Origin of the sequence: Streptomyces clavuligerus (genome assembly GCF_005519465.1) — a bacterium.
Classification (GTDB): domain Bacteria; phylum Actinomycetota; class Actinomycetes; order Streptomycetales; family Streptomycetaceae; genus Streptomyces; species Streptomyces clavuligerus.
The window spans coordinates 4,161,720-4,186,165 of the sequence record NZ_CP027858.1 but is presented as its reverse complement, the minus strand read 5'-3'; the positions used below and the strand labels follow the sequence as shown (position 1 = coordinate 4,186,165).

22 protein-coding genes are annotated in these 24,446 nt (G+C 73.4%); 7 read left to right on the top strand and 15 right to left on the bottom strand.

The genetic code is table 11. The features are described from left to right. Positions 1-115 precede the first annotated feature (115 nt). On the bottom strand, positions 116-646 hold the full coding sequence (gene purE, locus CRV15_RS17645) for a 5-(carboxyamino)imidazole ribonucleotide mutase (RefSeq protein WP_003956733.1): 531 nt from the start codon (positions 644-646) through the stop codon (positions 116-118). Next, entirely contained in the window at positions 643-1,782 is a 1,140-nt protein-coding gene (locus CRV15_RS17640; protein WP_174391377.1) for a 5-(carboxyamino)imidazole ribonucleotide synthase, read from the bottom strand. Before CRV15_RS17640 ends, purE begins: the two co-directional genes overlap by 4 nt. A 187-nt stretch (positions 1,783-1,969) precedes the next feature. On the opposite strand from CRV15_RS17640, the gene CRV15_RS17635 reads away from it, so the two are divergent. Continuing rightward, positions 1,970-2,494, top strand: coding sequence for a GtrA family protein (locus tag CRV15_RS17635; protein ID WP_003956731.1), 525 nt, complete (start codon positions 1,970-1,972; stop codon positions 2,492-2,494). A gap of 114 nt (positions 2,495-2,608) precedes the next feature. Here the strand turns inward: CRV15_RS17635 and CRV15_RS17630 are convergent, their stop codons facing one another. Both CRV15_RS17630 and CRV15_RS17625 read right to left on the bottom strand, forming a co-directional pair. Next, complete coding sequence (locus CRV15_RS17630; RefSeq protein ID WP_003956730.1) at positions 2,609-3,880, bottom strand: ATP-binding protein; 1,272 nt, start codon at positions 3,878-3,880, stop codon at positions 2,609-2,611. Between the two features lie 271 nt (positions 3,881-4,151). Beyond that, positions 4,152-4,829, bottom strand: a complete 678-nt coding sequence (locus CRV15_RS17625) for a response regulator transcription factor (RefSeq protein WP_003956729.1) — start codon at positions 4,827-4,829, stop codon at positions 4,152-4,154. A 502-nt stretch (positions 4,830-5,331) separates the two neighbouring features. Here CRV15_RS17625 and CRV15_RS17620 point away from each other — a divergent pair. Then, on the top strand, positions 5,332-6,825 hold the full coding sequence (locus CRV15_RS17620) for a peptide MFS transporter (protein WP_003956728.1): 1,494 nt from the start codon (positions 5,332-5,334) through the stop codon (positions 6,823-6,825). A 128-nt stretch (positions 6,826-6,953) separates the two neighbouring features. Here CRV15_RS17620 and CRV15_RS17615 read toward each other — a convergent pair whose 3' ends face one another. From CRV15_RS17615 to CRV15_RS17600, 4 genes are all read right to left on the bottom strand, one after another. Continuing rightward, a complete protein-coding gene (locus CRV15_RS17615; protein ID WP_003960698.1) occupies positions 6,954-7,952 on the bottom strand; it encodes a neocarzinostatin apoprotein domain-containing protein in 999 nt (332 codons plus the stop codon). Positions 7,953-7,981: 29 nt separating this feature from the next. Then, positions 7,982-8,680 carry a hypothetical protein gene (locus tag CRV15_RS17610; RefSeq protein ID WP_009996373.1) on the bottom strand — a complete coding sequence of 233 codons (699 nt, stop codon included), beginning with the start codon at positions 8,678-8,680 and terminating at the stop codon, positions 7,982-7,984. 221 nt (positions 8,681-8,901) lie between these two features. Continuing rightward, on the bottom strand, positions 8,902-9,432 hold the full coding sequence (locus tag CRV15_RS17605) for an ATP-binding protein (RefSeq protein WP_003960700.1): 531 nt from the start codon (positions 9,430-9,432) through the stop codon (positions 8,902-8,904). 221 nt (positions 9,433-9,653) lie between these two features. After that, entirely contained in the window at positions 9,654-10,022 is a 369-nt protein-coding gene (locus tag CRV15_RS17600) for an STAS domain-containing protein (RefSeq protein ID WP_003960701.1), read from the bottom strand. A gap of 272 nt (positions 10,023-10,294) precedes the next feature. On the opposite strand from CRV15_RS17600, the gene CRV15_RS17595 reads away from it, so the two are divergent. The 5 genes from CRV15_RS17595 (at position 10,295) to CRV15_RS17575 (ending at position 14,926) form a co-directional block, all read left to right on the top strand. Next, the gene (locus CRV15_RS17595) at positions 10,295-11,215 is read left to right on the top strand and encodes an RNA polymerase sigma factor SigF (protein ID WP_003960702.1); all 921 of its coding nucleotides are present in this window, start codon (positions 10,295-10,297) and stop codon (positions 11,213-11,215) included. A 430-nt stretch (positions 11,216-11,645) separates the two neighbouring features. Further along, the gene (locus CRV15_RS17590) at positions 11,646-13,412 is read left to right on the top strand and encodes an ATP-binding protein (RefSeq protein ID WP_003960704.1); all 1,767 of its coding nucleotides are present in this window, start codon (positions 11,646-11,648) and stop codon (positions 13,410-13,412) included. After that, entirely contained in the window at positions 13,409-13,855 is a 447-nt protein-coding gene (locus CRV15_RS17585; RefSeq protein ID WP_003960705.1) for a roadblock/LC7 domain-containing protein, read from the top strand. Before CRV15_RS17590 ends, CRV15_RS17585 begins: the two co-directional genes overlap by 4 nt. Beyond that, positions 13,852-14,211, top strand: coding sequence for a DUF742 domain-containing protein (locus CRV15_RS17580; RefSeq protein WP_003960706.1), 360 nt, complete (start codon positions 13,852-13,854; stop codon positions 14,209-14,211). The genes CRV15_RS17585 and CRV15_RS17580 overlap by 4 nt, the downstream gene beginning before the upstream one ends. Further along, positions 14,189-14,926, top strand: coding sequence for a GTP-binding protein (locus CRV15_RS17575; RefSeq protein ID WP_003960707.1), 738 nt, complete (start codon positions 14,189-14,191; stop codon positions 14,924-14,926). Before CRV15_RS17580 ends, CRV15_RS17575 begins: the two co-directional genes overlap by 23 nt. A 115-nt stretch (positions 14,927-15,041) precedes the next feature. Here the strand turns inward: CRV15_RS17575 and hutI are convergent, their stop codons facing one another. The 7 genes from hutI to hutU form a co-directional block, all read right to left on the bottom strand. Then, a complete protein-coding gene (hutI, locus tag CRV15_RS17570) occupies positions 15,042-16,214 on the bottom strand; it encodes an imidazolonepropionase (RefSeq protein ID WP_009996381.1) in 1,173 nt (390 codons plus the stop codon). A 91-nt stretch (positions 16,215-16,305) separates the two neighbouring features. Beyond that, entirely contained in the window at positions 16,306-18,024 is a 1,719-nt protein-coding gene (locus CRV15_RS17565; RefSeq protein ID WP_230864129.1) for a glycosyltransferase, read from the bottom strand. A 260-nt stretch (positions 18,025-18,284) separates the two neighbouring features. Next, positions 18,285-18,809: an NUDIX domain-containing protein gene (locus tag CRV15_RS17560; protein ID WP_003960710.1), complete on the bottom strand. Its 525-nt coding sequence runs from the start codon at positions 18,807-18,809 to the stop codon at positions 18,285-18,287. Positions 18,810-18,887: 78 nt separating this feature from the next. Then, complete coding sequence (locus CRV15_RS17555) at positions 18,888-19,067, bottom strand: hypothetical protein (protein ID WP_003960711.1); 180 nt, start codon at positions 19,065-19,067, stop codon at positions 18,888-18,890. Positions 19,068-19,183: 116 nt separating this feature from the next. Next, complete coding sequence (locus CRV15_RS17550) at positions 19,184-20,569, bottom strand: formimidoylglutamate deiminase (protein WP_003960712.1); 1,386 nt, start codon at positions 20,567-20,569, stop codon at positions 19,184-19,186. After that, positions 20,560-21,768 carry an allantoate amidohydrolase gene (locus CRV15_RS17545; protein WP_003957454.1) on the bottom strand — a complete coding sequence of 403 codons (1,209 nt, stop codon included), beginning with the start codon at positions 21,766-21,768 and terminating at the stop codon, positions 20,560-20,562. Before CRV15_RS17545 ends, CRV15_RS17550 begins: the two co-directional genes overlap by 10 nt. Before the next feature lie 984 nt (positions 21,769-22,752). Continuing rightward, positions 22,753-24,420, bottom strand: coding sequence for a urocanate hydratase (gene hutU / locus CRV15_RS17540; protein WP_003957453.1), 1,668 nt, complete (start codon positions 24,418-24,420; stop codon positions 22,753-22,755). Positions 24,421-24,446: the final 26 nt, after the last annotated feature.

The window sequence follows — 24,446 nt, the reverse complement described above, 5'->3', positions numbered from 1 at the left end:
TACCGGAGCCGGGCTGCCGGAGCCGGGGCTACTGGGGCCGGGCTGCCGGAGCCAGGGCTACTGGGGCCGGGCTACAGGGGCCGGGGCTACTGGGGCCGGGCTACAGGGGCCGGGGCTACTGGGCGAAGCCGAAGGCTCCCGCGCCCTCGACCTTGGCGCGCAGCCGCTTGCCCTTCTCCGTGGCCAGCTCGTTCAGCTCCTGCTGGAACTCCTTCATCCGCGCCAGCAGCTCCGGGTCCTGCGTCGCGAGCATCCGCGCGGCCAGCAGTCCGGCGTTGCGCGCCCCGGCGACGGAGACGGTCGCGACGGGCACCCCGGCGGGCATCTGCACGATCGACAGCAGCGAGTCCATGCCGTCGAGGTACTTGAGCGGAACGGGGACGCCGATGACGGGCAGCGGGGTCACGGAGGCCAGCATGCCGGGCAGATGGGCCGCGCCCCCCGCCCCGGCGATCAGCACCTTCAGCCCGCGGGCGTCGGCTTCCTCCCCGTACGCGACCATCTCGCGCGGCATCCGGTGCGCGGAGAGGACGTTCACCTCGTACGGAATCTCGAACTCGGCCAGTGCCTGGGCGGCGGCCTCCATGACGGTCCAGTCGGAGTCGGAGCCCATGGCGATGCCCACGAGCGGGGTGGTGCTGCTCATTCGGTGATCGTCCCTCTGAGGTAGTCGGCCGCGTGGCGGGCGCGCTCGCGGACCTCCGCGAGATCGTCACCACAGGTGTTGACATGACCCACCTTGCGGCCCGGCTTGACGTCCTTGCCATACATATGGATCTTGAGCTGCGGGTCCCTGGCCATGCAGTGCAGATACGCCGCGTACATGTCCGGGTAGTCGCCGCCGAGGACATTGGACATCACGGTCCAGGGGGCGCGGGGCCGGGGGTCGCCCAGCGGGAGATCGAGCACGGCCCGCAGATGATTGGCGAACTGCGAGGTCACAGCCCCGTCCTGGGTCCAGTGACCCGAGTTGTGGGGCCGCATGGCGAGTTCGTTGACCAGGATGCGTCCGTCCGGGGTCTCGAACAGCTCGACGGCGAGATGGCCGACGACGCCGAGTTCGGCGGCGATGGTCAGGGCGAGCCGCTGGGCCTGGCCCGCCAGCTCCTCGTCCAGCCCGGGGGCGGGGGCGATCACCGTGTCGCAGACCCCGTCCACCTGCTGGGACTCGACCACCGGATAGGCGACGGCCTGTCCGTGCGGGGAGCGGACGACGTTCGCCGCCAGCTCCCGGGTGAACTCGACCTTCTCCTCCGCGAGGACGGGCACGCCCGCGCGGAACGGGTCGGCCGCCTCCGCCTCGGTCCGCACCACCCAGACGCCCTTGCCGTCGTAGCCGCCGCGCACGGTCTTGAGGACGACCGGATAGCCGCCGGCCTCCTCGGCGAACGCGGAGACATCGGCGGGGTCCGTCACGATGCGATGGCGGGGGCAGGGCACGCCAAGACCGGCCAGGCGGGCCCGCATCCGGCCCTTGTCCTGGGCGTGGAGCAGGGCGTCGGGGCCGGGGCGGACGGGGATGCCCTCCGCCTCCAGCGCCCGGAGATGATCGATGGGGACATGCTCGTGATCAAAGGTGATCACATCGCAATCGCGGGCGAACTCACGGAGCGTGTCCAGGTCGCGATGGTCGCCAATGACGACATCGCCGACCACCTGGGCCGCTGAGTCCTGCGGAGTGTCGCTGAGGAGCTTGAAACGGATGCCGAGGGGGATGCCCGCCTCGTGGGTCATACGGGCGAGCTGACCGCCACCGACCATGCCGACTACCGGGAACGTCACCCCCTTAGCGTATCCGCCGCCGTCCGCCCGGCCCCGGGACCTCGCCTCTGTGACCCACCGTCGCCACTTATGACCATGTGTGACGACCTCGCGCCACACCCTCGTTCAGGTGATCGGGCGGCGATCCGGGCGGCTGGTTAGCATGACGGGGTTGGCGATGTCGAGGTGATGGGGCTGGACTCTCACGATGGGTGAACGTGGCGGAACGCTGCGCATGCAGTTCGACCAGCTCATGCGCGAGGTCGCCAAGTTCGGGGCGGTGGGCGGCGCGGGTGTGGTGGTCAATCTCGCGGTCTTCAACCTCGTCCGCGCGACCACCGAGCTGCCCGTCGTACGGGCCTCCCTGATCGCCAACGCGGTCGCCATCCTCTTCAACTATGTGGGGTACCGCTACTTCACCTACCGCGACCGCGACAAGAGCGGGCGCACCCGCGAGATGTCGCTGTTCCTGCTCTTCAGCGTCATCGGCAGTGTGATCGAGAACGGAATCCTCTACCTGGCGACCTACGGGTTCGGCTGGGACGGTCCGCTCCAGAGCAACGTCTTCAAGTTCTTCGGCATCGGGGTCGCGACGCTGTTCCGCTTCTGGTCGTACCGGACCTGGGTGTTCCGGGCCCTGCCGCAGGAGCGGCGGGAGGCCGGGGGGACGGCGGAATCGTTCCTGGAGCCCCCGGGGCCCGCCACCGAGCAGGCCGTCCCCACCCAGCGCTGAGCCGCCGGGCGGGCGCTGGACCGGCGACCGGGGCTCCGGGGCGCTGGACCGGGGCGCTGAGCCGACGGTCGGGGCTCCGAGGGCGGTCAGCGGATCGTCGGCGGGGGCGGGCGGTCAGCGGATCGTCGGTGGCTCTTCCCGGTCCCTGGCCTTCTTCGCGACCCGGCTGAGGAAGAGCGCGAACACCGGCGGATGCTGTTGCAGCAGCTCCAGCCGCCCGCCGTCCGCCTCCGCGAGATCGCGGGCCACCGCGAGGCCGATACCCGTGGAGTTCCGTCCGCTGATCGCCCGCTCGAAGATCCGGGCGCCGAGGTCGGCGGGGACGCCGGGGCCCTCGTCGGTCACCTCGATCACCACCTGGTTGCCGGTGACCCGGGTGCGCAGCGCCACCGTGCCGCCGCCGTGCATCAGCGAGTTCTCGATCAGCGCCGCGAGGACCTGGGCGACCGCGCCGGGGGTGCCGATCGCGGTCAGGTCCTGCTTGCCGGAGCAGACCAGCGCACGGCCCGCGCTGCGGTAGGCGGAGCGCCACTCGGCCATCTGCTGCTGGACGACCTCGTCCAGGTCGAAGAGGATCGCGGAGCCGGTCCGCAGGTCGCGGGAGTTGGTCAGCAGCCGCTGCACCACGTCCGTCAACCGCTCGACCTGGGTGAGGGCGATACTCGCCTCCTCCTTCACGGTCGCCGGGTCGTCGGTCGCGAAGATCTCCTCCAGCCGCATGGAGAGCGCGGTCAGCGGGGTACGGAGCTGGTGCGAGGCGTCCGCCGCCAGTCTCCGTTCGGCGGTGAGCATCCGCGCGACCCGGTCCGCGCTGGCGTCCAGGACATCGGCGACCCGGTCCAGCTCCGGGACCCCGTAGCGGCGGTGCCGGGGCCGGGAGTCGCCCGAGCCGAGGCGCTCGGCGGTCTCGGCGAGGTCGGTGAGGGGGGCGGCGATGCGGTTGCCCATCCGGACGGCGAGGACGATGGCGGCGACGATCGCGATCACCGCGACCCCGCCGATGATGAAGAGGCTGCGGCCCACTTCGCCGGTGATGGTGGAACGGGGGGCCTCGACGGTGACCGTCTCGCCCTTCTCGCCGACCGCCCGGCCCACGATCGCGCCCTCGCCGGGGCGCTCGCCGATCTCGATGGGCGGCTGGCCGGGGATCTCGATCAGGGCGTACCGCTTGGTGCCGCTCTGTTCGGCGAGGATGTCGGGGTTGACGGGCTCGCCGCCGATGAGCCGCCCGTCGACGATGCTGGCCAGGCGGGTGGCCTCGGAGCGGACGTTCTGCTGGGCGCTGCTGGTGATGGTGCGGGTCTCGACGATGACGAGGGAGACGCCGAAGACGGCGATGACGACGAGGACGACGGCGAGGGTGGAGTGGATGAGTCGTCGACGCACAAAGCCCTCCGGGCGGGTGGGGTGTCTCTGGCGGTGGCCCTGCCGGGCTTGGTTCCATGCTTGGGGTGTCGGGCTGCCCGCACCGTGCAGGCCGTCGTCGGGGGCCAGCCCCCGAACCCCCGCGCCTCAAACGCCAGCGAGGCTTGATTTTGCGCGGGCCGATCTCCCTCCGGAGGGGCACCCCCAAGGGGCTTCAATTCAGGCCCCCGCTCCTCGCTCTCCCCCAGACTCCGTCCGTGGGAGGACCCCCAGGAGGCCGATTTTGTGCGGGTCAGCTCTTCTCGAAGCGGAAGCCGACGCCGCGGACCGTGGCGATGTAGCGGGGGTTCGCCGCGTCGTCGCCGAGCTTCTTGCGGAGCCAGGAGATGTGCATGTCGAGGGTCTTGGTGGAGGACCACCAGGTGGTGTCCCAGACCTCGCGCATGAGCTGGTCGCGGGTGACGACGCGGCCCGCGTCGCGGACGAGGACGCGCAGGAGGTCGAACTCCTTGGCGGTGAGCTGGAGCTCCTCCTCGCCCATCCAGGCCCGGTGGGACTCGACGTCGATGCGGACCCCATGGGTCGACGGCGCGGGCGCGGGCTCGGTCGCGCCGCGGCGGAGGAGGGCGCGGACCCGGGCCAGCAGCTCGGCGAGGCGGAAGGGCTTGGTGACGTAGTCGTCGGCCCCGGCGTCCAGGCCGACCACGGTGTCCACCTCGTCGGCGCGCGCGGTGAGCACCAGGATGGGTACGGTGTGGCCCTCGGAGCGCAGCCGTCTGGCGACCTCCAGGCCGTCCATTCCGGGCAGCCCCAGATCCAGCACCACGAGATCGACGCCGCCCGCGAGCCCGGCTTCGAGCGCGGCGGGGCCGTCCTCGCGCACTTCGACCTCGTACCCCTCGCGCCGCAGCGCGCGGGCCAGTGGCTCGGAGATGGATGCGTCGTCCTCGGCGAGCAGTACACGGGTCATGGCAGTGATGGTAGTCCGCGAGAGGGACCCATCGGGGCGTGATCCATAACCCCTGCGGGTCCCAGGGGTGATCACGAATGCGACCTTGGATTCAGGGCATACGGTTCCAGGGTCGCCTGTGATCCATATCTCAAGTCCTTCCATATCCGACACTGTCGTGTCGTATGGTGTCGTGTACGCCTGTAGCACTACACGAAGACCCTTGGGCCTGCCGCGCGAGCAGCCAGTAGGAGTACGTCGCGGCCGATTCCCAGGGGTCTCTTCATGTGCGCGGGGCCGGATGCTTCCGGGCCCGATGACAGTGAATGACCTGTGGGCCGGGCCCCGGGCGCAATGACGCTCCCGGGGCGTGGTTCCCGTTATGGAGATGTCCTTCCGTTCCCGGCCGGCCGGGGACCAGCCCCCGGGCGTGGGGTGGGGCGGATTCCGTATCGGTGCCGGCCACCCCCCACCGGGCGCGTCCCGCCGATCGAGCGGCGCGTCCCGACAGCAAGGAACGACCATGGCGTCAACCCTGACGAAGGATTCCGCGGCCCCGGCCGAGAAGACCTTCCTCGGCCACCCGCGCGGCCTGGCCAATCTCTTCATGACCGAGATGTGGGAGCGGTACAGCTTCTACGGCATGCGAGCGCTGCTCGTGCTCTACCTGTCCACGAACGTGGCCGACGGTGGACTCGGTATGAAGGACGCGACCGCGGTCGCGATCTACTCCGTCTACAACGCCATGGTCTACCTGCTCGCCCTCCCGGGCGGCTGGCTCGGTGACCGCGTCTGGGGCGCGCGCAAGGCGACGGCGATCGCCGGTGTGATCATCATGATCGGCCACTTCCTGCTGGCAGTGCCGGTCGACGCCTCGTTCTTCGTCGGTCTCGCGTTCATCGCGGCCGGTTCGGGTCTGCTGAAGTCCAACATCTCCACGATGGTGGGCCAGCTCTACACGGACAAGAACGACCCGCGCCGCGACGGCGGCTTCACGATCTTCTACATGGGCATCAACCTCGGTGCCTTCGTCGCCCCGCTGACGATCGGCTGGGTCGGCCAGAAGGTCGACTGGCACCTGGGCTTCGCCATGGCCGGTGTCGGTATGGCGATCGGTCTGCTCTTCTACTTCGTGGGCTTCCGCCACCTGGCCGAGGAGTCCTCCCGGGTGCCCGCGCCGCTGCCCGCCGAGGAGCGCGCGAAGCTGGTCAAGCGCGCCCTGATCTGGCTGGGTGTCGCGGTCGCCGCGTACGCGGTCGTCGGTCTCTCGGGCGTCTTCACCGTCGACTGGGTGCTGTGGCCGCTGACCATCCTGGGTCTGCTGCTGCCGACCTGGTACCTGTTCCGCATCAAGCGGGACAAGGACCTGACGGACGTCGAGCAGTCCCGGATGTCCGGCTTCATCTGGTTCTTCGTCGCCGCCGCCGCGTTCTGGGCGATCTACGACCAGAGCGGTTCGGTCCTCTCCCTGTTCGCGAAGAACGACACGCAGGACGCCCTCTTCGGCTTCGAGTTCCCGACCACCTGGTTCCAGTCGCTGAACCCGCTGTTCGTGATGGCGCTCGCGCCCCTCTTCGCGATGCTGTGGGTCGCGCTCTTCAAGCGCGACAAGGAGCCCAGCACAATCTCGAAGTTCGCCATGGCGCTGGTCCTGGTCGGCGGTTCCTTCGGTGTGATGATGGTGGCCCAGGGCATGGCCTCGGGCGACACCAAGATCTCCCCGATGTGGCTGGTCACGGTCTACTTCATGCAGACCGTCGGTGAGCTGTGCCTCTCCCCGGTGGGTCTGTCGCTGACCACCAAGCTGGCCCCCCAGAAGTACGCGTCCCAGATGATGGGCGTCTGGTTCCTCGCCATGACGGCGGGCAACTCCGTGATCGCCCTGCTCCAGCTCCTCGGCGCGCCGACGGACTCGCAGGTGTGGTTCGCGAGCCAGGGCATCATCGCCGCGCTCTCCGGTGTCGCGGTCTTCATGTGGCGCCGCAAGGTCAAGGCGCTCATGGGCGGCGTCAACTGACGTCCGCACCCGTCTGACAGCCGACGGACACGAGAAGGGCCGCCGCCCGGCGCACACCGGGCGGCGGCCCTTCTCGCTCTCTCCGGGCAGTGGCCGGCCCCGGGGCCGCGCGGCGGGTCGGCGGTGGATCAGGGCGGGGACCCGGCCGCGGGCGCCGCCGCCGTCCCCCCGGCCACGGGCGGGCGGACCTGGTCCACGACCGCCATGCCGAGCCGGAAGAGGACCGCCGGGACGACGAGCGCGAGCAGCACCCAGAAGGCCGTGACGCCCCAGGGCCGGGCGACCTCCCAGGGCTGGGTGGCGAGGGTCCTGCCGCCGTGCCGGACGGCGATCTCGTACGCCCCGTGGGCACCCGCCGCCAGCTCCACGTCCAGCTCGATCACGGCCTTCGCGCCCGGCGCCACGGTCCCGCGCCAGCGGCGCTCCTCCCACTGGGGGGCGAAGACGCCGCGGGAGGTGCCGAGCCGGAAGACCGGGTCCCTGACCGGGGTGGTGCCGAGGTTGCCGACGGTGAGGACGAGACGGCGGGCGGGCGGCGCGCCGAAGCGGACCAGGAGACCCGACTCCCCTTCGAGCCGGGCCGTGGTCAGGGCGGTGAGCCGGCCCGTTCCCCGGGGGCGGGGCAGCGGCGCGGTGGGGTGGCCCTCGACGGCCAGGACGGCGTCCTCGGCGGCGGCCCCACCGGTCACGGCGGCCACATGGACCACACAGGGGCAGGGCCGGGGCGGCGCGGCCACCGGCAGGGTCCGGCTGAAGGCGCCCCGGGCGTCGGTGGTGACGGCCCGTCCGTCGGCGTTGGCGCAGGTGTTGGTCCCGCCGATCATGTTCTGGCCGCAGATCAGCAGGGTGAGCAGGGCGCCGGGACGCCAGCCCGCGCCGCTGACGGTCAGCTCCGTGCCCGGGGCCGCCACCCGGTGGGAGAGCTGGATTCCGCGCGGTGTCCCGTCCCAACGCTCCACAGTCGCGGCGGACGCCATGGCCGGCAGGGCGACGAGCAGCAGCGCCACCGCCAGGGCCCGGACCGGGGAGAGCACACGGGTACGGACCGGGGGGAGCGCACGGGCCCGGCGGGGAAGCCCGTTCTCCGGTAACGCCGCTCCGGGCCCCCGGGCCCTCTCCCCGCTCATGTCCACGACCCTCCTCGGACGCGCCCGGTTCAGCCGGTGGCCCTCCGGCCGCGCCGGGTCAGCCAGAGCACGCCCGCCGCGCCCGCGAGCAGCACCGTCCCGCCGAGCGTGCCGAGCGCCGCCGCCGAGTCGAGCGGGCCGGTCCTGGGCAGCTCCCCGCCGCCGGAGCCGCCCGAAGCCCCCGTCCCGCCGGAGTCGGTGCCACCGGAATCCGTCCCGCCGGAGCCGGTGACATCGAGTTCGAGCGACGGCCCCGGGTCGTTCTTCGGCGTACACGTCGTCGTGGTCCCGAGGGCCTTGATCGTGAGCACCCCGGCGGTGAACGTGACCTTCCCGGTCGCTTTCGGGGTATAGGTCCCGGAGAGGTCGCTTATCCTGATCGGCGTATTGGCCGGGACGGCCTCCGTGTTCGCCGGGCCGCTCACCGCCACCGTGCCGGTCTCCGCCCCGCCCAGCTCGATCCGCGCGCTGGGCTTCATCGCCCCCTTGCCCAGCTCCACCGGGCTGGACGAGACGCCCTTCCGGAACGACATCGTCAGCCGGTACGCGTCACCGCTGCGCACCGCCTTGATGTCGATCGGCGACACCGCCGACTTGGGGCCGATCGGGGTGACGCATTGATAGTCGACGTCCACGACGACGGCGTGCGCGGCCGGGGCGGCGAGCAGCGCCGCCGGGGCCGCCAGCGCGGCCGAGAGTGCGAGAGCCGTCCGTTTCCGGTACCTCACCGCGAATCCCCTCCTGTCCCCGGGGCATCGGGTCACTGACGAACTGCTGACGGAACATCAGATGGGGGCTCAAGGTACGCCGGGGCACCCGGGGAGGGAAGACGCGGTGCGCGTCTTGTCGAATGCTCCACAACACCTTCGTACGGGGACGAACACCCCGCACCGGAACAGACGCGCGGGCACCGCCCGTCACGCCGGAACGGACGCGCGGGCGCCCTCCGTCACGCCGGGGCGGCCAGATCCGCCCAGACCGTCTTGCCGGGTGCCCCCGGTGTCCGCAACACGCCCCAGTCCAGACAGAGCCGCTGGACGATGAACATGCCGTGGCCGCCGGGCCGTCCGGCGCGGTGCGGGGTGCGGGGCGCGGGGTGGCCGGTGCCCCGGTCGGTGACTTCGAGGCGGAGCACCTTGCCGTCGCAGGCGACGGTCAGCTCCTCGGGGCCCTCGGCGTGCAGACAGGCGTTGGTGACCAGCTCGGAGACGACCAGCAGGACGTCCTCGGCGGCGGCCCTGCGGTCGGCGGTGGCGGCGGGCAGCCAGCCCCAGTCGTACAGCGCCTGCCGGGTGAAGTCACGGGCGAGCGGGACGATGCCGCTGGCGCTGCCCAGGGCGAGGCGGCGCGCGGGCCCCCCGTACGCCGGGCGGGCGGGCGGCGGCCCGTCGACACCGCCGCCGCTCTCGGCGGGTACGCCTGTGACGACCTGCGGCTCGTGGCCGCGGTCGCCCGGCTGTTGCGGCCGGGTGGTGCTCATCAGCGCTTCACCTCACCGAATCACCAGTACGCCATTGTTCTCTGTCGCCCTTGTCCCGCACTGAAGCGGAAGGGAACGCGCCCGGCCGCCATGGCCGGTCGTCGCGCGCCGGGACGCTCCGGCGCGCGGGGACCGGCGGGAGTTCTCCTGCCCTCGCGCGAGGTGACAACACTCACGAAACCGGGAGAAGTGCGGAAGGGACGACGGTGCGGTCCGGCCGGTCAGCCGGACAGGGCCTCACGGAGGGAGGGGTGGACGGTGAAGACCGCCTCCGCCCCGGTGATCTCCAGCACTCGTGCCACGACGGGCCGCAAGCCGGTCAAATGGACCCCTCCCCCGGCCGCTTCCGCCTTCAGCCGGGCGGAGAGCAGCACATTGAGTCCGGTGGAGTCGCAGAACTCCAGCCGTGAACAGTCGATGACCAGACGGGAACGCCCCTGCTCCAGGGCGGCGTCGAGCGGGGTGCTGAGCGCGTCGGCGGTGTGGTGGTCCAACTCTCCCGCCGGGGTCACCACTTCGCTGACACCTTCGGTCCGGACCTCGACCAGAAGCCGGCCCCGATGTGCGCTGCCGGCCGTCCCGCGGTCCATGTCCGTCCCTCTTCACCGTGTCGTCGTACGCCGCCTGGTGTGACGTCTCTGGTCCGTCGAACCCTACGCCTTTCTGACGGGGGTGGGCCAGTGGAACTTCCCAAGGAAAGCCTTATATCGGGCAAATGCTACTTGCCTCGGAGTGGGGCGAACCGGTAGGGCTGACAGGGAACGAAACGACACAGCCACCCCTCAACCGGCTTGGAGGCGCCGCTCACCGCAGCGCATGCACGGCTTCGGCAGCCATATGCCGAGAACCATGGAGGAGACCCATGTCACCCCGGCTGGACCCCACCACCCTCAGCACGACCCGCGCCGCCGACCGGACCGGCGCGGCCCCCGCCGCCGACGGGACCGGCACGATCGCCGAGACCAGCACGATCGCCGAGATCGATGGCATCGGCGGCATCGATCGCATCGGCGCGATCGGCGCCGTCGACGCGCGCGCCCTCTCGAAGACCCTGTTCGCCCGGCTCGCCCGGCTCGAAGAGGGCACCCATGAACACGCGTACGTCCGCAACACGCTGGTCGAGCTGAACCTCTCGCTCGTCCGGTTCGCCGCCGCCCGCTTCCGCTCCCGCAGCGAGCCGATGGACGACATCGTCCAGGTCGGCACCATCGGTCTGATCAAGGCGATCGACCGGTTCGAGCTGAGCCGGGGAGTGGAGTTCCCCACCTTCGCCATGCCGACCGTGATCGGCGAGATCAAACGCTTCTTCCGGGACACGAGCTGGTCGGTCCGGGTGCCCCGGCGCCTCCAGGAGCTGCGGCTCGACCTGGCCCGGGCCGGGGACGAGCTGACCGCGCGGCTCGACCGCTCCCCCACCGTCGCCGAGCTGGCCGAGTACCTGGGCATCGGCGCGGACGAGGTGGTCGAGGGCATGGTCGCGAGCAACGCGTACACCCCGAGTTCGCTGGACGCCCGGCCGCAGAACGAGGAGCACGACGGCACGCTGGCCGAGCGGATCGGCTACGAGGACGGCGGGCTCGAAGGCGTCGAGTACATCGAGTCGCTCAAACCGCTGATCGCCGGGCTGCCGGACCGGGACCGCCGGATTCTCTCGCTCCGCTTCGGTGCCGACATGACCCAGTCGGACATCGGCGAGGAGCTGGGGATCTCCCAGATGCAGGTCTCCCGGCTGCTCTCGCGCACCCTGGTCCGGCTGCGCCGCGGCCTCACGGCGGAGGACTGACCGCCCATGGGACCGGTGGCGCGCGGCAGAGCGGCGGCCCGCCCGCGGGGTTCCGCGCGGGCGCCCTCGGGTGGAGCCGTGCCGCCGTGACACGTGGCACCTAGCACGAAACGCGAACGAACGCAGCGACAATCTGATGTGACCTGCCCAACTCATATTCGAACACGGTCCGTTGATCGTAGGATTCGGACTGCTCTCGATTCTTACGCGGGAATCCGGCGCCCTGTCCGCTCCCCGGGCGCCCGGACCCCGTGCAAGTCCTCGTGAAAGGCTCGGTCTTCGTGGTCGTCGTTCACGTCGTGGTCACCCGGGGCGCCGCGGTCCTCCCGGACGGCCCGGCCCCCTCCCGCACGGGCCCCCGCTGCCCCGGGCACACCGCCCCCGTCCCCCGGGGGACGGACCCGACGGCCCGCGCGGGGCGGTCGCCGTGGTGAGCCCGCCACCCGGCGGCCCCGGCCACGCCGCCCGCCCGGTGCCGTGGTGGCCGCCCGCGGCCGTCCTCGCGGCCGTCGCATCGGGCGCCGTGCTCGCCGACCGGTACACGGCGGCGGGCAGCCTCCAGATCCTGGCCGCGGCCTGTGCCGCGCTGGCCGCCCTCACCCTGGTGTGGGCCCTGTCCCTGCTGCGGCTGCTGCGCGCCGAGCGCGCGCTGCGGACCGCCGACCGGCGCACCGCCGCCGCCCGGGGCGCCGAGGTGGAACGGCTCGCGGCGGTCCGGCTGCCCGCGATCGCCGAGCGGCTGCGCCCCGGCGGGCGACCCGTCGCGGTACCGGGCCCGCTGGCCCCCGCCGCCGAGACCGGCGAACGCTTCGCCCACGCGCTCGCCACCGTCGTCGACGCCCTCGCCTCCCAGGACGCCGTCCGCCGGGAACGGGCGCTGCGCGACTCCGTGCAGAACGCCTTCGAGTCCGTCGCCCGCAATGTGCACGCCATGGCCACGGTCCAGCAGCAGGTGCTCGACCGGGTCGAGCGCTCCATCGAGGACCCGGCGCTGATGGCCGAGGTGATGAAGGCCGACCACGCCGCCGCGCAGATGACCCGCAAGGCGCAGACCCTGCTGGTGATGTGCGGGGTCTGGCCCACCCGCCGGGAGGCCGCGCCGGTCTCGCTCTACGACTGCGTCCGGGGCGCGCAGTCCCGGATCGTCGAGTTCACCCGGATCGAGGTGCACGGCGGACAGAATCTGTACGCGGCGCCCCCGGCGGTCGAGGCCCTGATGCACGCCATCGCCGAACTCCTGGAGAACGCCACCGCGTTCTCCCCCGCCGGCACCCGGGTGGTCGTGACCGTCCGCGAGGTCGGCGCCGGGGCCGTGGTGGAGATCGACGACGCGGGTGTGGGCATGCCGCCGGACGTGCTGCGGCAGGCCACCGCCCGGCTGCGGGACGAACGGGATCTGGCGCGGCTCGGCTCGGTGCCCCGGCTGGGGCTCGCCTGTGTGGGCCGCTGGATGCGGCAGCTGGGCTTCAACGTCGAGCTGACCGGGGCGTCGGCGTACGGGGGCACCCGGGCGGTGACATTCGTTCCGCACCGGCTGCTGACCGAGGCCCCGGCGGGTGCCCCGGGGCCGGGGCTGCCCCGGCGGACCTCCCGGCGGCAGGCGGGTCCCGACGACCGTCCCGGCGCGGGCGCTCCGGTCCCGTACGGGGCAGCGGTCCCGTACGGCGGCGGCGCGGAGCCCTACGGCCCGGGCGGGGAGCCCTACGGTGTCCCCCCGGGGCACGGGGCGGCAACGATGTCGGCACCCGTGCCGGTGGCCGTGCCCGTGCCGCCGGACACACCCCAGCACGCGCCCGCGTACCAGGAGCCGTTCCCGGTGCGCGGCGGCGGCGACGGAAGACCGCCGCCGACCCGGCAGCCGCTGCCGCCCGAACAGCCGGGCCCGGCGGTCGTGGACGGGGTCCCGGGCGCGCTGCCGCGACGGCGCAGCCGCAGAGGGGCGGCCGTCGAGGCCGCCGCCCGGACGGCGCTGTCGCCCGAGCCGCCCGAGGCGCCCGCGGTGCCGGGCGGGCGGGCCGTGTGGACCCCCGAGGCGGCGCGGGCCTCGATCGCCAGCGTGGTGTCGGGCTCCCGGCGCGGCCGGGCGGCCGTGGCCGGGGAGTTCCACCCCGCCCCCGCTCCTTCCCTCCCTTCCTTCCCCCCGCTTCCTTCTTTCTCTTCCCCCGAACCCGATGCGCACCCTGGAGGTCGGCCATGACCGGGACCATCACCCGACTCCCCGATCTGGGCTGGATGCTGCGGCCCCTCACCGAGATCCCGGGCGTACGGCACGCGGTGGTGGTCTCCGAGGACGGTCTGCGGCTCGGCCATGCCTCGGCCGACCGTCTCACCGGCCCGGTCGCCTCGCTGAGCGTGGCCGAGGCGGAGGCGCTCTCCGCCGCCTGTGCGGCGATGAACATGACCGGGCGGTCCACCGCGGCGCTGCTCTTCGGCCGGGGGGCCGGAGTGCGCCAGCTCATGCTGGAGTCCGAGCACGGCTTCGTCCTCTTCACCCACGCGGGTGTGGGCGCGCACCTGGGCGTCGCCACGGACACCGAGGCGGATGTGGGGCTGGTCGCCCAGCAGATGCAGTTGCTGGTGGCGAAGATCGGCGCTCATCTGTCGACCCAGCCCCGGGAACCCGTGACCGAATCCTCATGACGGACCGTCCGGAGGAGCGGACGCCGTCGGCGGTACGCCCGTATGTGATCACCAGGGGGCGTTCCGGGACCGGCGGCGAGCCGCTGGCCTGGGAGACCCTGGTGATGGCGACCGACGCCGCGTTCCCCCCGTCCCTCCAGCCGGAACACCATCAGATACTGACGCACTGTCAGGGACTGTTGTCGGTCGCGGAGGTGGCGGCACACCTCGGGCACCCGCCTTCGGTGGTCCAGGTGCTCCTCGCCGACCTCGTCGAATGGGGGTTGATCGTGATCCGGCCACCCATCCCACCGGCCGAACGCACCGATGTGACCATGCTCAGAAAGGTCCTCCATGGCCTCGAAAGCCGTCTCTGACGCCCACGAGCGGGCGTCGGGACAACCGGGCCCGTACATACCGCCGGGTGCCCGGCCCGCGGGGCAGCACGGGAAGTACGTCAGCTCCAGCGTGGCGGGCGCGGCGAAGATCCTCGTCGTCGGGCCGCTCGGGGTCGGCAAGACCACCCTGATCGGCACCGTGTCGGAGATCAGACCGCTGTCGACCGAGGCGATGATGACCCAGGCGGGCGCCCGGTACGACACCCTCGTCGACAGCGGGAAGACCACGACCACCGTCGCCCTGGACTTCGGGCGGATCACCATCGACGGCGCGCTGGTGCTCTATCTCTTCGGCACCCCGGGGCAGCAGCGCTTCCTGCCCGCGTGGCGGGATCTCGCCCGGGGGGCGCTGGGGGCGCTGGCGCTCGTGGACACCCGGGATCTCGCCGCCTCCTTCGACGCGCTCGGCAATCTGGAGGAGCTGGGGCTCCCCTTCGCCGTCGCGGTGAACGTCTTCCCCGGCAGTCCTCACCACTCCGCCGATGAGTTGCGGTCCGCGCTGGACCTGCTGCCGGGGACGCCGCTGGTGGAGTGCGACGCGCGGGATCTGCGCTCCTCGGTCCGGGCGCTGATCTCCCTGCTCGGGCATCTCATCGACACCGCGCACCCGGCGGTCGGCACCGGCCCGGGCGCCGTGCCGCCGGCCGGGCGCCCGGGGGCCGCCGGGGGCGCCTCGCTGACCGAGTGGGCCTGACCCCGGCCACGGCGGGCGCTCCCGCGCGGCCGGGGCCCGGGGCCGAGGCCGGGTCTCCGACGGCCGGTGGCCGGTGGGCTGCCTCGCTGCGCTGTTTCTCGGACTGCCTCTCGGACTACTTCTCCTTGACGCCCCGCCGCCAGACGTCCGTCACCAGCGGCACCCCGGGCCGGTAGGCCAGGTGCACCGGGCTGGGCGCGTCCAGCAGCACCAGATCGGCGCGGGACCCGGGAGCGATCCGTCCCACGTCCGTACGGCGCAGGGCGCGCGCGCCGCCCGCGGTGGCCGCCCAGAGCGCCTCGTGGGGCGTCATGCCCATGTCCCGGACCGCGAGGGCGATGCAGAACGGCATCGAGGACGTGAACGAGGAGCCCGGGTTGCAGTCCGTGGAGAGGGCGACCGTCACCCCGGCGTCCAGCAGCCGCCGGGCGTCGGGCCAGGGGGCGCGGGTGGAGAACTCGGCGCCCGGCAGCAGGGTGGCCACGGTGTCCCCGCCCGCGAGCGCGTCGATGTCGGCGTCGGTCAGATGGGTGCAGTGGTCGGCGCTGGCCGCGCCCAGCTCCACGGCGAGCCGCACGCCCGGGCCGTGGCCGAGCTGGTTGGCGTGCACCCGGGGGGTGAGCCCCTTCGCGATCCCGGCGGTCAGCACGGCGCGGGCCTGGTCGCCGTCGAAGGCGCCGCGCTCGCAGAAGACGTCGACCCAGCGGGCGTGGGGCGCGCACGCGTCCAGCATCGGGCCGGTGACGAGGTCGACATAGCCGCCGGGGTCGTCCGCGTACTCGGGGGCGACGACATGCGCCCCCAGATAGGTCACCTCGTCGGTGTGGCGGGCGGCCAGCTCCAGCGCGCGGGCCTCGTCCGCGACGGTGAGCCCGTACCCGGACTTGGTCTCCATGACGGTGGTGCCCTGGCGCAGGGCCTCGTCCAGATAGCGGGTCAGTCCGGCTTCCAGCTCGGCGTCGGACGCGGCCCGGGTGGCGGCGACGGTGGTGCGGATGCCGCCCGCGCGGTAGGGCGCCCCGGACATCCGGGCGTTGAACTCGGCGGTGCGGTCCCCGGCGAAGACGAGATGGGAGTGCGAGTCCACGAAGCCGGGGACGGCGGCCCGTCCGGCGGCGTCGTGGACGGTGTCGGCGGCGGGGGCGTCCTGGGCCCGGCCGGTCCAGACGATGTGCTCGCCCTCGATGACGACGGCGGCGGACTCGACGGTCCCGAGGGGCGAGTCGCCTTCGCGGGCGGGGTCATTGGTGACCAGCGCGGAGATGTTGGTGATGAGGGTGGTGGTCATGGGGTCCTCTCGCACGGCTGCTGGGGGAGAGTCTGCCAAGCCGTCCCGCGCCACGGGCCCCGGGGCGCCAGGGCGTCAGAGCCCCGGGGCGTCAGGGCGTGAGCGTGATGACGGTCGCGTCGCCGAGCGAACCCTCCGTGGGGACGGTCCGGCTGCCGCCGTGCCGGTCGCCGATCAGCCGTTCCAGCGCCGCCGCCCCGGGCTGGTCGCGCCCCTTCTCGAAGAGGACGAGCCGCACCAGGGTGCCCGGCGGCGGGGACATCCGGCGGAACTGGCCGTAGGTGACCGCGTCGCACCCCGAGTACCAGCCCAGATCCGGTTCGTACCCGGTGACGAGGAGACAGGGCCGCCCGTCGTTCCGCAGCTCCAGCGCGACCGGGACGGTGGACTTCCGCTGCGCGTTGGGCGCGGCCATCGCGACGTCCGCGATCACCCGCGCGGTGCCGAGGACGGTGAGCACCGCCATCGCCGCGACCGCCGCGAGCAGCGCCGGTACCAGGGACCCGGCGAGGTCGGCGAGCCTGCCCACGCCGAGGATCGTGAGCAGGACGACGGGGACGTAGACGAAGCGCGGCTCGCCGTCGGTGGCCACGCCGAGGACCAGCGGGATGAGCAGGGCGCAGCAGCCGAGGAAGGCGGTGCGCCGGTCCTCGGCGGCGACCGGGACCGGCGGGGCCGCGCCGCGGTGGGCGCGCCACAGCCGCCGGGCGGCGCGGAACGCGGCGACGGCACCGGCGGCCATGACGATCGCGCCGAGGTCGCCCGCGAGCCGGTACGGGAAGATCGCGAGGTAGTAGAGGAACCCGTCGCCGACGAAGCCGCGTTCGGCCTGGTGGGTGGCCCAGGTGAGCAGCCCGACGGGCGACCCGGTGACCACGGTCGCGTGGACGAGGTGGGGCAGGAGTCCGACGAGGAGCACCGCGCCCGCGCGGGCGAGCCGACGGCTGTGGCGCAGCCAGGAGCGCGGCCCGTAGCAGAGCAGGGCGGCGACGGTGATCGCCAGCAGATTGCCGACGACGCCGTAGCGCAGATAGAAGGCGGCGAGCGTCACGAGGGGGACGGCGTCGAGGGCGCGTCCCGCCGGGTTCTCCTGGGCCCGCACCAGCAGGAGGAGCAGCCAGAGCAGCAGCGCGGTGACGCCGATATCGGTGAGGAACTCGGGCACCCGGCGCAGGAATCCGACCCCGCTGAGCAGGACGAGCACGACGACCACGGCGCGGCGGGGGGAGGCGAGCCAGCGGGCGGCGACGAGGTGGACGGTGAGGAGGGCGCCGAGGGTGAGGACGAGGGCGACGGCCCGCAGCGCTCCGACCCCGGGGTGGATCTCCAGCGCGATCCGCCCCAGCGCGGGCAGCCCGAGCGGCCGGTAGGGGCCCCAGCCCGCGTCGGGGGTGCCGTCGTACCAGGAGCGGGCCTTGTTGGCGTAGACGGCCTCCTCGTGGCCGATCCAGGGCTCCTTGTCCTGGAGCCAGGCCCAGACCCCGGCGGCGAGCGCCAGCGCGCCGAGGAGCCACAGCGCCACGGGCACCCGGCGCACGGCCCGCAGGACCCGGCGGACGGGGCCGGGGAGCGGCGGCGGCCCGTTCCCGGAGAACCGCCGCCGCAGAACGGGCCAGGCGAGGGCGGCGCCGAGCAGCAGGGGCCAGGGCTGCCCGCCGGGGAGGAGATCGCCGAATCCGGCGAGGACGAGTAAGTGCTGGAGGACGGCGAGGGCGCAGAGCGCGAGGGCCGCGCAGAGGGCGAGGCGGCTGCGGGATATGAGCCGCCGTCCGGGCGGTGTTCCGGGCGGCCCGGCGGCTTCGTTCTCCACGCGTATGCACGGCATTCCGGCGCCCTTCCCCCTGCTCTCGTCGTCCGCTCTCCCCGGGTGTGCACGGAGCTGACAACGCGGTGGGCTGGTCCGACGGAACGCGGAACGGCCCACCGGTGTCCCGGTCCGGGCGCGGGCCGGGACCGGGGTCGTTCACGGACCGGGGTCGTTCACGAACCGGGTGGGGGCCATCACCCTACCCCCGGCTATTTCCTGATTTTCGGACAGACCGGGCGATGGTCCGGCTCATCCGAGGAGCATCACGTGATATCCCCGGTGTCACCCGGTGCTGTGGCCGTGTCCGCTGTCGGGTCCGCCGTAGTGTCCGCCGTCGGGTCCGTCGCCGCGGCGATCAACTGCCGGTGGGACTCCTGGAGGCCGTCCGGGAGTTGGTCCGGGGCGCACCAGCGGGCCTCCAGGATCTCCAGGGGGTCGATCCGCAGCTCGCCGCCGATCAGGCGGGCCTCGTAGGCGACTTCCGCGCGCAGGCGGTAGCCGCTGGTGAGGCGGAGGAGGCGGCCGGTGGTGACGTCGAGGCCGGTCTCCTCCTTGACCTCACGGACGACGGTCGCGGCGAACTCCTCGCCCCTGTGGGCGTATCCCGTCGGCAGCCCCCAGGGCCGGTCCTCGGGCCAGAGGCGGTGGCGCAGCACCAGCACCCGGCCCCAGTCGTCGCGGACCAGACCGGTCACGCCGATCATGAACTTGGCGTTGGCCAGCCACATGACGCGCCACTGGACGGGGCCGCTGATGCCGCGCCACATCCGGGCGACGAGCCGTTTCACGCTGTGCGATGCCTCTCTGGGGGGCCGGTGCCGACGGTGGTGCCGGTGGTGCCGGTGGTGCCGGTGGTGCCGGTGGTCTCAGCGGGACGGGCGGACCGCCCGCGCGGCGGCGCGCAGCGCGGGCAGGAAACGCCGCATCAGACCCGGGCAGGAGGCGGGCTGCGGGACCGCCCAGGCGTGCCAGCAGCTCATGCAGCGGATCACCCGCGGGCCCTCCGGGTCGGGCAGGGCGTCGCCGCCGCACTCCGGACACTGCATGCGCTCTCCCTACGCCGGACCACACCGGAAGGCCGTACGGCTGCGTGCCGTACGGCCTCCAGGGTCGCACCACCGGCCGGTTCCGGTCCATCGCACCCCGCCCGGAGCGCGCGGCCCTACCCGCGCAGCTCCGCGACGGCCGCCGCGAGCGCCGCCGCCGGGTCGGGCACGGCCGTGTGCGTCCGGTCGCGGACCACCCGCCTGCCCGCGACCACCACGTCCGTGACGTCCGCCGCCGTCGCCGCGAAGACCACCGCCTCGGCGGCGAGCCCCGGCACGGGACCCGCCGTCCGGACGGAGTCCAGCGCGACGGCGGCGAAGTCGGCGGCCGAGCCCGGCTCCAGCCGCCCCGCCTCGGGCCAGCCGATCGAGGCGTGCCCGGCGGCGGTCGCGGCGTGCAGCAGCCCGGCGGCGGTCCAGTGGCCCCGGGTGCGGGTGCGCAGCCGCTCGTTCAGTTCGAGCGCGCGGGCCTCCTCCAGCAGGTCGATCACGGCGTGGCTGTCGCTGCCCAGCGAGAGGGGGCAGCCCGCGCGGCCGAGGGCGACGGCGGGTCCGATGCCGTCGGCGAGGTCCCGTTCGGTGGTGGGGCACATGCAGACCCCGGTGCCCGCGCCGCCCAGGAGACGGATGTCCTCCTCGGTGAGATGGGTGGCGTGGACGGCGGTGACGGTCGGCTTCCAGAAGCCCGCGTCGGCGAGGAGCCGCGCCGGGGTGCGGCCGTGGACCGCACGGCACGCCTCGTTCTCGGCGGGCTGCTCCGAGAGGTGGATGTGGACCGGGAAGCCGTCGGTGCGTTCCGCGAAACGGGTGTGGTCGTCGGCCCCGGAGAAGGCCCGCACGGAGTGGACGGCGGCGCCGATGCGGGCGAGCCCGGCGGGCTTCAGCCGGGACCAGCGCTCGAACCAGGCGTCGGCGTCGCCGTCCCCGAACCGGAGCTGCGGCCCCGCCAGGGGCTTGTACCCGTCCCGCCCGAGTCCGCCGTGCAGATAGACGGTGTCCAGCAGCGTGATCCGGATGCCCGCCTCCCCGGCCGCCGCGATCAGGGCCTCGCCCATGGCGTTGGGGTCGGCGTAGCGGACGCCGCCGGGGCCGTGGTGGAGATAGTGGAACTCGCCGACCGACGTGATGCCCGCGAGCGCCATCTCCGCGTACACGGCGCGCGCCAGCCGGTGGTAGGAGTCGGGGGTGAGCCGGGAGGCGACCTCGTACATCACCTCCCGCCAGGTCCAGAAGGTGCCCGTGCCGACCTGGACGGTGCCGCGCAGGGCCCGGTGGAACGCGTGCGAGTGGGCGTTCGCCAGGCCGGGGACGGTGAGTCCGCGCAGCGTCTCGGCGCCGGGCGGGGGTGCGGCGACCCCCGTGCGCACGGAGGTGACGACGCCGTCGCGGACGTCGAGCACGACACCGGCGACGACACCGGGGCCGGTACCCGGGCCGGCACCGGACGCGTCCCCGGTGGGCAGCCAGGCGTGTTCCGCCCAGTAGGTGGTGGTCAGCGGCATGCCAGGCCCTCCAGGACGTCGGTGAGCGCGTGGACCCCGGCCAGGCAGTCGTCCTCGGTGGCGGACTCGGCCGGGGAGTGCGAGACGCCGGTGGGGTTGCGGACGAAGATCATGGCGGTGGGGACGGACGCGGAGAGGATGCCCGCGTCGTGGCCCGCGCCGGTGCCGAGGACCGGCACGGCGCCGCCGAGGATACGGTTCAACTCGTCCCGCAGGGCGTGCTCGAACTCGACGACCGGGGTGAACGACTCACGGACGACGGCCAGGTCCACGCCGTCGCGGCGGGCGCGCTCCTCGGCGGCCCGCCGGATCGCGGCGACGACGGTGTCCAGGGTCTCCTGGTCGGCGGCGCGGGCGTCGAGCCAGCCCCGCACCAGGGAGGGGATCGCGTTGACCCCGCCCGGTTCGACGGCCACCTTGCCGAAGGTCGCGAGGGCGCCCGTGAGTTCCGCCTCGCGGCGGGCCGCGAGCACGGTCTCCGCGTAGCTCAGCATCGGGTCGCGGCGGTCGGCGATCCGCGTGGTGCCCGCGTGGTTGGCCTCGCCCGCGAAGTCGAACCGCCAGCGGCCGTGCGGCCAGATCGCGGACGCGATACCGACGGGGTGGCCGCCGAGGTCGAGGGCGCGGCCCTGCTCGACGTGCAGCTCGACGAAGGCGCCGATGCGGGCGAGGCGTTCGGGGTCGGGCCCGAGGTCCGTCGGGTCCTGGCCCGCCGCCTCCATCGCCTCGGGCAGCGTCACCCCGTCCGCGTCGGTGAGCGCGTACGCCTGCTCCCGGGTGAGGCGGCCCGCGCTGAGCCGTGACCCCACACAGGCGAGGCCGAAGCGGGCGCCCTCCTCGTCGCTGAAGTTGGCGATCCCCAGCGGCCGGGTGGGGCGCGCGCCCCGCGCCCGGAGCCCGTCGAGCGCGGCGAGCGCGGAGACGACGCCGAGGGGGCCGTCGAAGGCCCCGCCGTCGGGCACGGAGTCCAGGTGCGACCCGGTGACGACGGCGTCCCCGTCGGCCGGGTCGCCGAGCCAGGCCCACTGGTTGCCGTTGCGGTCGGTCTCGTAGCGCAGCCCCCGGGCGAGGGTCTGCTCCCGGAACCAGGCGCGGCAGTCGGTGTCGGCGCCGGTCCAGGCGTAGCGGCGGTAGCCGTTGGTGGGGGTGTGGCGGCCGATGGGGGTGAGGTCACGCCACATCTCGGTGAAGGTGGGCATGGGTCTCCTTGGGGGTGTTTGTGCGGGTCCGTTGTTGTGTTTCCGGTGCACCGGGGTGCGGGTCGGCTGTGCCCGGGTCCGTTGTTGTGCTTCCGGTGCACCGGGGTGCGGGTCGGCTGTGGCCGGGTCCGTTGTTGTGTTTCCGCTGCACCGGGGTGCGGGGTCCGTCCTCAAGCGCCGGACGGGCTGGTTTTGTGCGGGTGCGTCGGTACCCACCGGCTGGGGTGCGGGCGGCTGGATGGCTCGGGTGGCGTGGGCCTCCGGGCTCACCTCCTCGGGGCCGGCAGACCGAAGGCACACGTCGAGTGCGGGCGGTCGTCCGCCGGTCCCCTGCGGGGGCGACCCTGCACCCCCCGCCTCGCGGTCACCGCCCTCGCTCCAGGCCGTGGACCCACCCCCGCGAGGGGGAAGAGAAACCCCACCGCCCCCGGTGGACGGAGGGAACTCCACAGGCCACCGCCCCGCCTTGGGTCGTGGACCACCCCCGTCCGGCGGAAGGAGGAAAACCCCACGGGCAAGGAACGACGGCAGCCAGGCGTGCACACTCCACTTCTCTGCCCGCCCGGGTCCGACCTCTCGGCCCCGGCCTGCCGACGGTGTTCCGCCCTGCAAGCCCCGGGCAGCTTCTTCCTCCCACCGGGCGGGGGGTGCCCACCGGCGCCGGGCACCGGCCCCCGCACCCCATGGGCGTGGGGTGCAGGGTCGCCCCCGCAGGGGACCGGCGGAGGAGTGCCCGAGTCCGGACATCGGCGTTCGCTCTGCCGGCCCCGAGGAGGTGAGCCCGGAGGCCCACGCCACCCGAGGAGAACGACCGCCCGCACCCCGCCCGGTGGGCACCGACGCACCCGCACATCAAGCCCGTCCGGCGTTTGAGGACGGACCCCGCACCCCGGTGCACCCGAAAGGCCCGACGGACCCGGGCAAAACCGCCCCGCACCCCACCGCACCCGAGCCACAACGACGGACCCGCACCGCACCCCGGAACTACTCCACCGCCCCCTCAGAAATCATCGGCACCCGCACCCCCCGCTCCGCCGCCACCGCCTCCGCCGCCTCGTACCCCGCGTCCACATGCCGGATGACCCCCATCCCGGGGTCGTTGGTCAGCACCCGGCGGATCTTCTCGCCGCCGAGCTTCGTGCCGTCGGCGACGGTGACCTGTCCGGCGTGCAGGGAGCGCCCCATGCCGACGCCGCCGCCGTGGTGGATGGAGACCCAGGACGCGCCGGAGGCGACGTTCACCATCGCGTTCAGGAGCGGCCAGTCGGCGATCGCGTCGGACCCGTCGCGCATGGCCTCGGTCTCGCGGTACGGGGACGCCACCGACCCGCAGTCGAGGTGGTCGCGCCCGATCGCCAGCGGCGCCGTCAGCTCACCGCTCGCGACCATGTCGTTGAAGCGCTCGCCCGCGCGGTCGCGTTCGCCGTAGCCGAGCCAGCAGATCCGGGCGGGCAGCCCCTGGAAGTGGACCCGTTCGCCCGCGAGGGTGATCCAGCGGCGCAGGGACTCGTTCTCCGGGAAGAGGTCGAGGATCGCGCGGTCGGTGCGGGCGATGTCGGCGGGGTCGCCGGAGAGGGCGGCCCAGCGGAACGGGCCCTTCCCTTCGCAGAAGAGGGGACGGATGTACGCGGGGACGAAGCCGGGGAAGGCGAAGGCCCGCTCGTACCCCGCGAGCTTGGCCTCGCCCCGGATGGAGTTGCCGTAGTCGAAGACCTCGGCGCCCGCGTCCAGGAACCCCACCATCGCCTCGACGTGGCGGGCCATGGACTCGCGGGCCCGTTGGGTGAAGTCGGCGGGCTTCTCGGCGGCGTACGCGGCCATCTCGTCGAAGGGGACCCCGACGGGGAGGTAGGCGAGCGGGTCGTGGGCGGAGGTCTGGTCGGTGACGATGTCGATGGGCGCGCCCATCTCCAGGGCGCGCGGCAGCACCTCGGCGGCGTTGCCCAGGACACCGATCGACAGCGGGCGGCGGGCGTCGCGCGCCTCGGTGGCGAGCCGCAGCGCGTGGTCGAGGGAGTCGGCGCGGACGTCGAGATAGCGGTGCTCGATCCGGCGTTCGATGGCGCGCGGGTCGCAGTCGACGCAGATGACGACGCCGTCGTTCATGGTGACGGCGAGCGGCTGCGCGCCGCCCATGCCGCCGAGGCCCGCCGTGAGGGTGATCGTCCCGGCGAGGGTGCCGCCGAACCGTTTGGCGGCGACGGCGGCGAAGGTCTCGTAGGTGCCCTGGAGGATGCCCTGGGTGCCGATGTAGATCCAGGAACCGGCGGTCATCTGTCCGTACATGGTGAGTCCGAGGGCTTCGAGCCTGCGGAACTCCTCCCAGGTGGCCCAGTCGCCGACCAGGTTGCTGTTGGCGATCAGCACCCGGGGGGCCCACTCGTGGGTCTGCATGACGCCGACCGGACGGCCGGACTGGACGAGCATCGTCTCGTCCTGCTTCAGGGTGGTGAGGGTGCGGACCATCGCGTCGAACGAGCGCCAGTCGCGGGCCGCCTTGCCGGTGCCGCCGTAGACCACGAGCCGGTCGGGGTGTTCGGCGACCTCGGGGTCCAGGTTGTTCTGGAGCATCCGGAGAGCGGCTTCCTGCTGCCAGCCCAGGGCGGTCAGCTCCGTGCCGCGCGGGGCCCGTACCGGGCGGGGTCCTGACATGGGCGATGCCTCCCTTGTGAGATATC